The following is a 12,941-nucleotide window of genomic DNA, read 5'->3' as shown; positions in this document are numbered from 1 at the left end:
ATGGCGAAGCTGCGCGGGCGCGGGTACGCGTCGGTCAACTACCCGACCGGGATGAACCTGGGCGGCGACCCCTCGCAGGCGCTGATCCACGCCACGACCACGGGCACGTTCGTGATCTCGCTGTCCTCGGTGGACCTGGGCCAGGGCATCAAGACGATCGCCGCCCAGTGCGCCGCCGAGACGCTCGGCCTGCCGATCGACAACGTGCTCGTCGACACCGCCGACACCGACACCGGCCCGCACTGCATGGGTACCTTCGCCAGCCGCGGCACCCACCGCGTCGGCAACGCCGTCATCATGGCCGCCGCCGAGGCACGCGGCGTGATGCTGGAGGTCGCCGCCGAGGAGCTGGAAGTGGACGCCGCCGACCTGGAGACCGACGGCACCGGCTTCATCCGGCTCAAGGGCGCGGAGGAGAAGCGCATCCACATCACGGACCTGGCGCTGGCCGCGCACTTCAAGCACGGACGGACGATCTCCGGCCGCGGCATCTACCTCAAGGAGCCGAGCGCGCCGGTGCCCGAGACGGGGGAGATGGATCCCGACTCCTGCCAGGCGCACGCGTGTACGGCCGCCGTCGTCGAGGTCGACGACGAGACCGGGGTGGTCGAGGTGCTGGAGTTGTACAACGCGTACGAGATCGGCCGGGCGCTCAACCCGGCGATGGCGACGCAGCAGGTGGAGGGCGGGGCGTGGATGGGCGTGTCGCACGCCCTGTTCGAGACCACCGAGCCCTACTACCCGTCGCGCGACCACGGGCCGCGCGACTTCGCCGGGTACCTGATGCCCGGCCCCGCCGACATTCCCGTACAGCACAGCCTGTTCCTTGAGCGCCCGGCCGGAAACGGCCCGTACGGCGCGAAGGGGATCGGCGAGATGACGGCGAACGCCCCGATCCCGGCCATCGCCAACGCGATCTTCGACGCCTGCGGCGTGCGCCTGGAGTCGATGCCGTTCACCCCCGAACGCGTCCTGCGCGGGCTCGACGCTCTGCGCCTGAAAGTGGAGGAATCATGCTGAAAGTAGTCTCCCTGCTCAAGCGGGCCGAGGGCCTGTCCCATGAGGAGTTCGCCAAATGGGTGGTGGAGGACCACGTCGAGTTCGCCAAGCGGCTGCCCGGCCTGCGCAAGTACACGGTCAGCGTCACCACCGGCGACGGCGGGGCCTACGACTCGGTGAACGAGCTGTACTTCGACGACGAGGACGCCCGCGCCGCCGCGTTCGGCTCCGAGGACGGCAAGGCCGCCGCGGCCGACGCCGCCGCGCACACCTCCCAGCGCGTCCATCTGCTGACCACCGAGCACGCCCAGTTGTGACCCTCTTGCGCGAGCCCGAGCTGGCCGCCGCGCTGGAGGGGGCGGGCTACTTCGCCGACGAGGGGCTGTGCACGGCCATCCACCTGGCGCTGCGGCTGGGCCGGCCGCTCCTGCTGGAGGGCGAGCCGGGCGTCGGCAAGACCGAGGTCGCCGCGGTGCTCTCGCGTGTCACCGGCCTGGACCTGATCCGCCTGCAGTGCTTCGAGGGGCTGGACTCCGGCCAGGCCCTGTACGAGTGGGACTACCCCAAGCAACTCCTCCAGGTCCGGGTGGCCGAGAGCCGTGGCCAGGACGTCGGCGATCTGTACAGAGAGGAGTTCCTGCTGCGCCGGCCGTTGCTGCGCGCCGTACAGGCCGAGCGGGGCGTGGTGCTGCTGATCGACGAGATCGACCGGGCCGACAGCGAGTTCGAGGCGTTCCTGCTGGAGTTCCTGGGCGACTTCCAGATCACGATCCCGGAGCTGGGCACAGTACGGGCGCGTACGCCGCCGATCGTGGTGCTGACCTCCAACCGTACGCGCGAGCTGCACGACGCGCTCAAGCGGCGCTGCCTCTACCACTGGATCGCCTTCCCCGAGCCGGACCGCGAGCGGGCGATTTTGCGCGCGGCCGTTCCCGGGCTCGAGGAGCGGGCGGCGGAGGGGCTCGTACGGGCGGTGCAGCGCGTACGACGGCTGCCGCTGCTCAAGCGGCCCGGCATCGCCGAGTCGGTGGAGTGGGCGCGCGGCGCGCTGGCGCTGGCCGACGGCGGCAGCCCGTGGCCGGTGGCGCTGCGCCGGGCACTCGGCCTGCTGATCAAGGACGAGGAGGACACCCGGCTGCTCCTCGCGCACCCGGAGGAGGTGTTCGACGATGCCTGACCTGACCCCCGCAGCGGACCATCTCTGGGGGTTTCTCACCGCGCTGCGCGGCGCGGGCGTGCCCGCCGCGCCGACCAAGCGCGCGGACCTGTTCCGGTCGATCGCCGAGTCCCCGCCGCCCGACCTGACCACGCTGTACTGGTACGCCCGGATCACCCTGCTCCAGGACGTCGGCGACCTGCCCGCCTTCGACCGGGTCTTCGACGCCTGGTTCCGGCAGGGCGGACCCGGCGAGGACGGCCCGCCGCCCGAAGGCGACGACGGCGAGGCGCCGTCCCCCGGCGGACCCGGCGAGGACGACCCGGCGCGTGAGGTACGGCCGGGCGACGGCATCGAGGCCAGCACCCTGAACACCTACGGCACGCGCGAGTTCGGCCGGACCGGCGAACAGCGGCACGCGCTCATGCGCACGCTCGAAGCCGCCTGGCCCGCCGTACTGCCCGCCACGCCGTCACGGCGCCGCCGCCCGGCCCGGTCGGGGGACCGGCTGGACGTGCGGCACGCGTGGCGGCGAGCCCACCGCCACGACGGGGAGATCATCGAGCTGCGCCGCCTGGCCCGCCCGCCGCGCCCGCGCCGCCTGCTGATCCTGGTCGACGTCTCCGGTTCGCTGCGGCTGCACACCCCGGACCTGCTCCGCGTCGCGCACACCGCGCTGCGCGCGGCGCCGGCCCGTACGGAGGTGTTCACCTTCGGCACCCGGCTCACCCGGATCACCGCCGCGCTGTCGCACCCGCACGCCGACCAGGCGCTGCGGGCCGTGTCGGGGCTGGTCACGGACGCGGACGGCGGTACGGCGATCGGTGCGGCGCTGGCCCGGTTCCTGGGCAACCCGCGCTTCGCGGCGCTGGCCCGAGGCGCGCTCGTGATCGTGCTGTCCGACGGGCTCGAACGCGGCGACTGCACCCCCATGGTGCGCGCCACGGCCCGCCTGTCGCGGCTCGGCCACCGGCTCGTCTGGTGGTCCCCGCTGGCCTGCTCGCCGACCTACCGCCCCGCCACGCGCGCCATGGCCGCCCAGCTCCCGAGCCTGGACCACCTCGGCGGCGTACGCGATCTGCCCACCGCATTGGAGGAGGTACGCCGCCTCCCCGCCGTCCTGTCCGGCCCCCGCCACACCGCGGCGCGGCGCTGGTCCACCCTGCGACATCTGGGAGCTTAGTTTGGCCGGAATCGTGGACGCGCACCACCACATCTGGCGGGCCGCCGACCTGCCCTGGCTCCAGGGGGAGATGGTCCCGCGCATCTTCGGCCCGTACGAGCCGATCCGCCGCGACTACCCCGCCTCCGAGTACGTCGGGGAGGCCACCGCCTGCGGCATCACCTCGGCCGTCTACGTCCAGGCCAACTGGGCGCTCGACCGCTCCGTGGACGAGGTGCGGTGGCTGCGCGACGTACACGCCGAGACCGGCTGGCCCACCGCCGTGGTGGGATCGGCCGACCTGTTCGACGAGGGCGCGGCCGACGTGCTGCGCCGGCAGGCCGCCGTGACCCCGCTCGTTCGTGGCACCCGGCTGCAACTGCACTGGCACGAGCGGCCGGAGTTCCGCTTCGCCGCCGCCCCGGACCGCATGAAGGATCCCGTCTTCCGGCGCAACATCGGCGTGCTCGCCGAGCTGGGGTGGCTGTTCGAGCTGCAGGTGTTCCCCGCCCAGATGGCCGATGCCGCGGCCCTCGTGTCCGACTTCCCGGACGTGACGTTCGTGCTGGTCCACGCCGGTATGCCGGTGGGCGCCGAGCCGCCGGCCGTCGCGGAGTGGACCGCTGGCCTGCGGCTGCTGGCCGAGCGGCCCAATGTCGTGGTGAAGCTCACCGGCCAGGGCACCTTCGTGCACCGGGTGGACCGGTCGCTGATCGAGCGGGTGGCGGCCACGTGCCTGGAGCTGTTCGGCTCCGGCCGGTGTATGTGGGGCAGCAACTTCCCGATCGAGAAGCTCTGGACCGACCTGCCCACCCTGCTCTCTACCTGGCAGGACGTGCTCTCGGGGCGATCCGCCGAGGAGATCCGGGACGTGTTCGCCGCGACGGCCACCCGCGTCTACCGCCTCTGACCGGCTCCGCGACGGTGTGCTCGCGACGGTGTGCTCGCGACGGTGTGCTCGCGACGGTGTGCCCGCGACGGCGTGCCCGCGACGCCGCGCCCGCGCCCGCGTGCGGCTCCGGCTGCGGTGGAGATCGCGTAACGTGCCTGAAAATCGGGATCTATCCCGTTAAGGTGCATGGGGTCCGTTCCGGCCGTCACAGGAGCCACTCCACTCATGCCGAATGCCGAACCCCTGCGCCCCGGCGACCCCGAGGCGATCGCGGCCTACCGGATCGTCGGGCGTCTCGGTGAGGGCGGCCAGGGCATCGTCTACCTCGGTCAGGCCCCGGACGGGCGGCCGGTGGCCGTCAAGGTGCTGCGGCAGTCCGTCGGCGGCGACGACCGCTTCGCCAAGGAGATCGCCGCGGCCCGGCGCGTGGAGCCGTTCTGCATCGCCCAGGTGCTCGACGCGTCGATGGGCGGCCGTCCGTACATCGTCAGCGAGTACGTCGAAGGCCCCTCCCTGCAGCAGGCGGGCCGCCATGGCGGCGGCGACCTGCAACGCCTGGCCGTCAGCACGGCCACCGCGCTGACCGCCATCCACCAGGCGGGCATCGTGCACCGCGACTTCAAGCCCGCCAACGTGCTGCTCGGCCGCGACGGGCCACGTGTCGTCGACTTCGGCCTCGCCCGCGTCGCCGACTCCGCCGTCACCGTCACCAGCAGCGTCGTCGGGACGCCCGCGTACATGGCCCCTGAGCAGCTCGCGGGCGCGTACGTCGGCCCGGCGGCGGACGTCTTCGCCTGGGCTTCGGTCATGGTGTACGCGGCGACGGGCACGCCGCCGTTCGGCGAGGATTCGCTGCCCGCGGTCATCAACCGCATCCTCAACCAGGAGCCGTTCCTGGGCGACCTGCCGGAGCCGCTGCGCTCGGTCGTGTACACCTGCCTGGCCAAGGACCCGGCCGCCCGCCCACAGATGCAGGACGTCCTGCTGCGCCTGCTCGGCGGCGCCAACAGCGCCGGAAACCAGCACATGCCGCCAGCGCCTCAGCACGCCCCGCCCGGCCCGGGGTACGTCCCGCCAGGCTCTGGGCACACCCCACCCGGCTCCGGGCACACCCCACCCGGCTCCGGGCACACCCCACCCGGCCCCGGGTACGCCCCATCCGGTCCGGGGCACGCTCCCGCAGGTGGTGGTCAGCGTCCCGCGCGGCCGCGTCGTCGCTTTCCGCTGGTCGCGGGCGTATCCGGAGCGGTCGCCGTGTGTCTGGCGGCCGGCGTCGTCGTCTGGAAAGGTCCGCTGAACGGGGGCGCCGCTCTATCGGCTCTGGCCGCGAACTCCAGCGAGTCGTCCCCCTCCGCCACCACGACCAAGCACAAAAAGACCGCAGCGCCCAAGAAGCCGCAGACCTCACCGATCACTCCCAAGCCCACGCACTCGCGCTCCACGCCGAAGCCCACGCACTCGCCCTCCACCCCCGAGCCGTCGCAGGAGCGCACGCCCGTCCGCTCTACCCCCAAGAACATGCCCAAGAACACGCCGAGGCCGACGAGCACGCCTACGAACAAGCCCACGAGCACGGCGACGAAGAAACCGACGACAACGCGACCGTCGCCGACCGCGACCAAGAAGACCAAGGCCGCCTCGTTCAGCCTCGCCTATGTGCGGGTCGCCGGCTCGTCGAAGATCAACGACGAGGGGATCACCTGCTACAGGGGCTCGCTGGGCTTCGGCATCGGCATCGACTCCTCCGAGATGGGAGCCGCGTTCTCCTACCAGTGGCTCGTCGACGGTCAGGTGATCGAGAGCGGCTCCAGGCGGATCCCGTCCTACGGCCGAAGCGACTATTTCGGGTCGAAAAAGCAGATCACCCCCGAGCTCGGTACCAAGCACACGGTCGTCTTCCGGCTCACCTCGCCGACACAGCGCACCAAGTCGACCTCGTGGACCATGTGCTGACCCACAGCCCTCAAAGGCGCAGTGACGTCGCCGCTGGACAATTCAATTCTTGAGGAAGTTAATTACCAGTACAATCGGTTGCACACCCCAGCCCTCTCGGGAGGCACCAGTTGCACTGGGTTATCACCGGCACACTGCTGGCCGGATTGCTCACCGTTCCCACCACCCCCACCGACACCTGGGCCGTCAAGGCCCCCACAGGCGGGCCCGTCGCCACCGTCCACCTCGACGCGCAGGGCCGCCCGTCCGTGGCCGTGTCGCGAGACGGCGCGACCGTACTCGAACCCAGCCCGCTCGGCGTCACCACGGAACAGGCCGACCTCACCACCGGCCTGAGCCTGACCGGCCGTTCCGGCCGCGTGGTCGTCGAGAAGTACACGACCACGGCCGGCAAGCGCCTCAATCGCCTGTCCGTGATGAACGAGACCCACTTCCGCTTCGCCCGCGGAGACGCCAAGCTCGACCTGGTCGTCAGGGCCGCCCGCGACGGCGTCGCCTACCGCTACGAACTGCCCGGCGCGGGCGCCGTCCTCAGCGAGGCGTCGGCGTTCGCCGTCCCCGCCGGGGCCACCGCCTGGCTGGCCGGCCACCGCCGCGACTACGAGAACCCGTTCATCCAGTACGCCGACGTCCCCCCGGCCGAATACCAGATGCCCGCCCTGTTCGGAGTGGGCCAGAACTACCTCCTGCTGGCCGAATCGGCGCTGAACGGCTCCTACACGGGTCCCCGCCTGGTAAGCGACCAGGGCACCTACAAGATCGCTCTCTGGGACGCGCGGGTCCCCTACGACCATGGCCTGGCCACGCCCTGGCGGGTCATGGTCACGGGCGACCTCGCGACCGTCACCGAGTCCACCCTCGTCGACGACCTCGCGCCCGGATCCCAGGTCGCCGACACCTCGTGGATCAAGCCGGGCAAGGTGCTGTGGAGCTGGCTGGCCGGTGGCCGGAGCGTGCAGCAGAGCCTTGAGCAGCAGAAGGAGTTCGTCGACTACGCCGCGCGGCACCGCTGGCCGTACGTGCTGGTGGACGCCGGCTGGTACGACGATCCGGTCACCGGCGAGCGGGCCTGGACGGATCGGACGGCCGAGTTCACCTGGATACCCGAGCTCGTCGAGTACGGCAAGGCGCGCGGCGTTGGCATCATGACCTGGCTGCGATTCTCCGACTTCGACACCCACGACAAGCGCGTCCAGCGCTTCGGCCTGCTGCGTCAATGGGGTGTCAAGGGTGTCAAGCTGGACTTCATCGACTCCGAGGCGCAGGAACGGCTGCAGTGGTACGACGGGACGCTGCGCGACCTGGCCGACAACCAGCTCATGGTCAACTTCCACGGCTCGACCGTGCCCAAGGGGATCAACCGCACGTGGCCCCAGGTCATGAGCATGGAAGGCGTGCACGGCGCGGAGAAGTCGTCGAACCTGACCACCAGCCACCTGGCGGCCCTGCCGTACACCAGGAACGAGATCGGCTCGATGGACTACACGCCGATGGCCTTCCAGCGCCCCAATCGGCCCACCTCCGACGCGCATGAGCTGGCGCTGTCGGTGGTGTTCGAGTCGGGGCTGGAGAACCTGGCCGGGTCGCTGGCGGCATATCGGGCGCGGCCCGAGGCCGAGCGTTTCCTCGACCAGGTGCCCACGGTGTGGGACGAGACGCGGCTGCTGTCCGGCAAGCCGGCCGACCACACGGTGATGGCCCGGCGCAGCGGCGACCGCTGGTTCATCGGCGCCGGAGTCTCCGGGGCGGCCCGGACGCTGCAGGTGCCGACGGGCTTCCTGCGGGGTCGGTGGCTGGTCGAGGTGACCGGGGACGGCGCCGACGGGCTGGTCCGTGAGGCGCACGTGGTGCAGGGCGGTACGCTGCCGGTGGAGGTCAAGCCGGAGGGCGGATTCGCCGCCATCGCCTGCCGCTGGCGCCCCGGCCTGACAACCTGCGCCCGCTGAGGCTGAGCAAACAGCGGTCAGGGACGCGGGCACCCAAGCCCGCGTCCCTGACCGACCATGAACACGCTTCAGTAGCCCGGCAAGCGGTTGCAGAAGCCAGAAACTCGGATCTTTACAGGGCCTTGACCACGCTCCACGCCGGAAATACCGTCATTGGTGCCTAACACCTCCGATCTCTTCACGACGAGAGGGCACCCTATGGATCGGCGACACCTGCTGAAGACCGGAGGCGTCCTGGCCGGGAGCGCACTGCTGGCCGGCGGCTTACCCGGACCGGCGTCGGCGGCCCGAGAGGTGGCCTTCCGGGTGATGACGGCCGCCACCGGCGTGGCGGCGAGGACAGACCGGCGGCCCGTCGCAGGGGGAGTCCACGATCCGAAGGCGGGGACGACGTTCATCTCCTGGGGCGGGACGAACGAGGACAGCTACGTCCAGGCGTTCCGCCACGGCCGCTGGTCGGCGCCACGGAAGATCATCGACGGGCGGGGCGACTCCCACAACTACCCGACCATGGTGCAGGCCGACGACGGGCATCTCGTGGTGGTCGTCGGGATGCACAACGGCGAGACCGTGGTCGCCAGGTCCCCGCAACCGCACACCATCGACGGCGAGTGGAGCTCCCGGGTCGTCGCGGAGGGCGCGGCGGCCAGCATCCGATGCCGTTCAAGGCGGCCAACGGGCACCTGTTCGTGTTCTTCCGGGAGACCACCCGGACCGTGGACCCGAGCGCGCCGACGGACAACCGGCCGATGCTGTTCATGAGGTCCACCGACCACGGGGTCACCTGGCAGAGCTCCAAGCAGCTCACTGGCCTGCCGTACGTGCTCGGCTCGACCGACAGGGCGGACAACCTCAACGAGATCTACGTCGGGCAGCTGAGGTACCAGCGATGGCCCGAGCGCGTGCACCTGGTATGGACGCTGGCCGGCGGCGGTCCCGCCCAGCACCGGCACGACTACTACCACAAGGACATCCACTACGCCTGGTTCGACCCCAACGCGCTGACCTTCCACGCCGCCGACGGCACCGATCTCGGGCCGCAGCTCACCAACGACGAGATGGAGGGACCCTGCAAGGTCGCGGTGACGCCGCTTGAGCGTCCGGCCGACGTCGTCTCGCCCGACTACATCCAGCTGGTCGGCTGGCTGCGGAACGGGCGGCCGTTCGTGGTCTGGTTCACCAGGGACGCCGCCCTCGGATTCCACGACTTCGCCTCGGTGTGGACGCCGCGCGGCTGGCAGACCAGCGAGGTGGCCACCGGGCTGCGTACCAGGGAGATGGAGCAGATCGGGCCGGACACGTGGCGGGTGTACACCACGGTCGACGGACAGCCCGGCATCGCGACCCATCGGCTGGAGCACGGCCGGCGGTGGACGCCCGAGACCGTGATCCCCACCCCCAAGCCGGTCGCGCGGATCGAGCTCATCACCCGCTTCCGCGACCCGGCCAGGATCCTGGCCACCGGAGCGTCGAGCGCCCGCGAGGTCACCGTGGCCGACGGCGACGTCTACGTGGCGGGCCAGGACTGAGCCGGCCGTCCGGGCGGGGGCGGAGCCGGTCGTCCAGGCGGGGGCGGAGCCGGTCGTCCAGGCGGGCGCGGATCGGCGCCATGTTTCCCCAGGTCAGCGCCACTGCGATGCCATCTTTTCCGCATATCACCGAGAATGCGCATTTGTCCGCAGTTGAACCCCACAAGGGAGGCAGCCGTACCAGGCCGAGAGAGAACGGAAAGGGTAATCATGAACATGCGCACCCTCATTGTCCCCGGCCTTGCTGCCTCCCTCGTACTGATCGCCACTTCGCTCAACCCGATTTCCGCACAAGCGACCACCCCCATTTACCTGGCCGCATCGCTCAAAGGCTCGAACGAAGTTCCCGCCCAGGGCATGAAGGTAGGTGACGCGGACGGAAGCGCGCTCGCCGTGTTCCGCATCCACGGCAACCGGGTCGACTACGCCGTCCGGTGGAGCAAAGTAGACGCGCCCAGCGGATTCCACATCCACCGTGGCGAAGCGGGTGAGAACGGCGACGTCAGGGTCCCGTTCTTCGTCGAGGCGCTGCCCAACACGTTCCACGCCGTCAAGGGCACGGTCCAGGTGCAGGATGGCGCTCTGCTCAGCCGTATCGTCAGCCATCCGGGCAAGTGGTACGCCAACCTGCACAACGCCGAGTTCGGCGGCGGCGCCGTACGGGCTCAGCTGTACCGGATCCGCCCGGTGGAACTGGAGTCGGTGCTGGCGCACGGGTTCGGCGCCACGCTCACCACGCGGGCCGACGGGCGCCAGGAGATACCGGCACCCGGCATGAAGGTCGGCGACCGCGACGGGCGCGCCGGGTGGCTGGTACAGCCGGAGGGCAACCGGGTGTGGTTCGCCGCCGCGTGGGCGGGGGTCGGGCCACCGGTCGGCGCGCACATCCACCGCGCCCCGAAGGGCAAGAACGGGCCGGTGGTCGTGCCCTTCTTCGCCGCGGAGAAGGGCCTGCCCGCCAGCGTCAACGGCATCGCCGGTAGCACGACCACCTCTACAGCGGTGGCCCGCCGCATCTGGAAGAAGCCCAAGAACTGGTACGCGAACCTGCACACCGCCGCGTTCCCGGGCGGCGCGGTACGCGGCCAGCTCTACAAGGGCGACTGGTAAGCCGCCCCGCCTCTACAAGGCAAGGCTCACGCGCCGTCCGAGCACGGCGCGTGAGCCTTTTCGAAGCGGATGATCGAGGTCATGGCTGACGGCGGCGGGCCAGTGCTCCCGACTTCAGGCGGAATGGTGTAGGCCCGCCTGTGAGTGCCCTTTTGGGGCGCCTGCTTGCGTTGCTCATCGGCGCGCGCCGCCTGCGGGATGTCGTCATCACGGCCTCCGCCTTCACCGCCGCCCACAGCATCACGTTCCTGCTGGCGGCGATGGGGGTCGTGGACGTTCCGGGTCAGATCGTCGAGCCGATCACCGCCGGGTCGATCATCGTCGTGGCCCTCGCCAACCTCCTGGGCCGGGGCGAGGACCGGCTGGGCAGGTGGCGGCTGCCCGTCGTGTTCGCTTTCGGGCTGGTGCACGGGCTCGGCTTCGCGGGCGCGCTGGACATCGACCAGAGCGGATCATGGGAGCTGCTCCTGTCGCTGCTGAGCTTCAACCTCGGCATCGAGGCCGCGCAGCTCGCGATCATCGCCGTGCTCTTCCCGCTGCTGGTGCTGCTGCGCCGCACGCCCGCCGCCCGCTGGGGGTGGTCGCGCTGTCGGTCCCCATCGTGGCGTCAGCCTGTACTGGTTCGTCGATCGCATCCCGCTGCCGCTCTGACCGGGCACCGGCCCGGCCGAGGTCCGGTCAGAGGATGGTGAGCGGGTCGGCGGCGCGTTCGCGCAGGGCGCTGATGACGCTCGCGAGCGGGCCGCCGCGATCCGCCGCGCCCGCGGGCCAGACCACGCCGAGCCGGAAGTGCAGGTCCGGGTCGTCCAGCGGCACGAGGACGAGCCCGGACTCGGTCAGGACGCGGCCCGCGATCGTGTTGGGCGTGATCAGGGACAGAGCGCGCGAGTGGGTGATGTGCGCGGCGATCTGTACGACGTCACTGTGCGGCATCTCCCGGATCCGGGTGACCCCGCCCTCGCGCAGGTGGTCGCGCAGCCCCTTCATCACCAGCGGGTGCACCTTGAACGAGGTGAGCAGCATCTGCCGGTCGGCCAGGTCGCGGAGCGTGAGCCGGGCGCGGCCGGCCAGCGGGTCGTCGGCCCGCATGGCGATGGCGAAGCTGTATTCGGCGAGGGCGAGGCTGTCGAGGCCGGGGGCGTCCACGGGCAGGTGGACGACGGCGATGTCCAGCCGGTGCGCCGCCAGCAGGGCGAGCAGCCCCGCCGACGGCTCCAGGCTCACCGGCAGCTCGATCCCGGGGCTCACCCGTGCGAACGTCTCCAGCACCAGGTCCAGGACCTGGGTGGGGGCGAGCGGCGTGGCCCCCACCCGCACGGCCGGGGCGACGACGGCGGGTCCGGTCGCGAGGTCCGCCAGCGCGTCGAAGCGGGCCAGCACGTCGCGGGCCGGCTCCAGGAACACCCGCCCGAAGGCGGTCAGCTCGACCTGGTGGTAGCCCCGGTCGAACAGATCCTTGCCGAGCTCCTTCTCCAGCTCCCGGATGCGGCGGCTGAGCGGGGACGACGTCACGTGCAGCCGTTCGGCGGCGCGCCCGAAGTGGAGCTCCCCGGCCACGGCCACGAAGTAACGGAGCTGCTGGATGTCCATCTCGCTCAGAGTAGCGACGGACCTCGGCGATCAATCACCCGCACTGATCACGACGGCGCCAGCAACGAGACGAGATCGTCCCATCGGGCGAACAGCAGCCCCAGAACAGCGCCGAAGACGCCGACCACCACGCTGAGCGCCGGGTCGAAGGACCCGCTCACCAGCGACCCCGCCAGCCCGAGCAGGGCGATCACGACGAGCACGATGTTGCGCACCACGTGTTCTACGCCCAAGGGCGTCTGGGTGGGGCCGAAGCAGCGGCAGGCCACCGTGTTGCCCCTCCGGACGACCAGGGCGACGGCGACGGTCAGACACGCGAGCAGCCCGGCCGCGAGGACGAACGACGCCGATCCGGCCCAGCGAAGGGGAACCGCGGCCAGCACGATGACCCCGCCCTCGGCCACCACCGTGGCGACCGCCGCCGGGACCTTCACGGCGCCGACCAGCCCCATCGCGCCGACCGACACGACGAACTCGTCCCAGGCCCGGCGGCTGGAGACCTTGCCCACCAGCGCGAGCGTGAACATCGTGAGCAGCAGCAGTCTGCTCGCCACATCGACGTACTGCATGATCACAACGTAGCCACGGGCGAGCGGATCCAGCA

General features: G+C 71.1%; 13 protein-coding genes. 11 read left to right on the top strand and 2 right to left on the bottom strand.

Going from position 1 to position 12,941, the window contains the following annotated elements:
• From AB0J16_RS26270 to AB0J16_RS26220, 11 genes are all read left to right on the top strand, one after another.
• On the top strand, nt 1-1,020 hold the full coding sequence (locus tag AB0J16_RS26270; protein ID WP_358544241.1) for a molybdopterin cofactor-binding domain-containing protein: 1,020 nt from the start codon (nt 1-3) through the stop codon (nt 1,018-1,020).
• Complete coding sequence (locus AB0J16_RS26265; RefSeq protein WP_225295367.1) at nt 1,014-1,316, top strand: EthD family reductase; 303 nt, start codon at nt 1,014-1,016, stop codon at nt 1,314-1,316. Before AB0J16_RS26270 ends, AB0J16_RS26265 begins: the two co-directional genes overlap by 7 nt.
• On the top strand, nt 1,313-2,176 hold the full coding sequence (locus tag AB0J16_RS26260; RefSeq protein WP_358544240.1) for a MoxR family ATPase: 864 nt from the start codon (nt 1,313-1,315) through the stop codon (nt 2,174-2,176). Before AB0J16_RS26265 ends, AB0J16_RS26260 begins: the two co-directional genes overlap by 4 nt.
• Entirely contained in the window at nt 2,169-3,338 is a 1,170-nt protein-coding gene (locus AB0J16_RS26255; protein WP_358544239.1) for a VWA domain-containing protein, read from the top strand. Before AB0J16_RS26260 ends, AB0J16_RS26255 begins: the two co-directional genes overlap by 8 nt.
• 1 nt (nt 3,339) lies before the next feature.
• Nucleotides 3,340-4,227 carry an amidohydrolase family protein gene (locus AB0J16_RS26250; RefSeq protein WP_358544237.1) on the top strand — a complete coding sequence of 296 codons (888 nt, stop codon included), beginning with the start codon at nt 3,340-3,342 and terminating at the stop codon, nt 4,225-4,227.
• Between the two features lie 207 nt (nt 4,228-4,434).
• The gene (locus tag AB0J16_RS26245; protein ID WP_358544235.1) at nt 4,435-6,162 is read left to right on the top strand and encodes a protein kinase; all 1,728 of its coding nucleotides are present in this window, start codon (nt 4,435-4,437) and stop codon (nt 6,160-6,162) included.
• A gap of 110 nt (nt 6,163-6,272) precedes the next feature.
• Nucleotides 6,273-8,108: a glycoside hydrolase family 97 catalytic domain-containing protein gene (locus tag AB0J16_RS26240; RefSeq protein ID WP_358544232.1), complete on the top strand. Its 1,836-nt coding sequence runs from the start codon at nt 6,273-6,275 to the stop codon at nt 8,106-8,108.
• A 198-nt stretch (nt 8,109-8,306) separates the two neighbouring features.
• A complete protein-coding gene (locus AB0J16_RS26235; RefSeq protein ID WP_358544230.1) occupies nt 8,307-8,870 on the top strand; it encodes a BNR-4 repeat-containing protein in 564 nt (187 codons plus the stop codon).
• Nucleotides 8,765-9,637, top strand: a complete 873-nt coding sequence (locus AB0J16_RS26230) for a BNR-4 repeat-containing protein (RefSeq protein WP_358544227.1) — start codon at nt 8,765-8,767, stop codon at nt 9,635-9,637. Before AB0J16_RS26235 ends, AB0J16_RS26230 begins: the two co-directional genes overlap by 106 nt.
• Nucleotides 9,638-9,847: 210 nt before the next feature.
• Nucleotides 9,848-10,747, top strand: coding sequence for a CHRD domain-containing protein (locus tag AB0J16_RS26225; RefSeq protein ID WP_358544224.1), 900 nt, complete (start codon nt 9,848-9,850; stop codon nt 10,745-10,747).
• Nucleotides 10,748-10,887: 140 nt separating this feature from the next.
• The gene (locus AB0J16_RS26220) at nt 10,888-11,439 is read left to right on the top strand and encodes a HupE/UreJ family protein (RefSeq protein ID WP_358544222.1); all 552 of its coding nucleotides are present in this window, start codon (nt 10,888-10,890) and stop codon (nt 11,437-11,439) included.
• Here the strand turns inward: AB0J16_RS26220 and AB0J16_RS26215 are convergent.
• Both AB0J16_RS26215 and AB0J16_RS26210 read right to left on the bottom strand, forming a co-directional pair.
• Complete coding sequence (locus AB0J16_RS26215) at nt 11,426-12,337, bottom strand: LysR family transcriptional regulator (RefSeq protein ID WP_358544220.1); 912 nt, start codon at nt 12,335-12,337, stop codon at nt 11,426-11,428. The two genes, AB0J16_RS26220 and AB0J16_RS26215, sit on opposite strands and share 14 nt — an antisense overlap.
• Before the next feature lie 47 nt (nt 12,338-12,384).
• Nucleotides 12,385-12,906: a MauE/DoxX family redox-associated membrane protein gene (locus AB0J16_RS26210; protein ID WP_358544218.1), complete on the bottom strand. Its 522-nt coding sequence runs from the start codon at nt 12,904-12,906 to the stop codon at nt 12,385-12,387.
• Between the last annotated feature and the right edge of the window lie 35 nt (nt 12,907-12,941).

It is taken from the genome of Nonomuraea sp. NPDC049750, from assembly GCF_040659625.1.
In the GTDB taxonomy this organism is placed as follows: domain Bacteria; phylum Actinomycetota; class Actinomycetes; order Streptosporangiales; family Streptosporangiaceae; genus Nonomuraea.
This window is presented reverse-complemented; position numbering and strand designations above follow the sequence as displayed.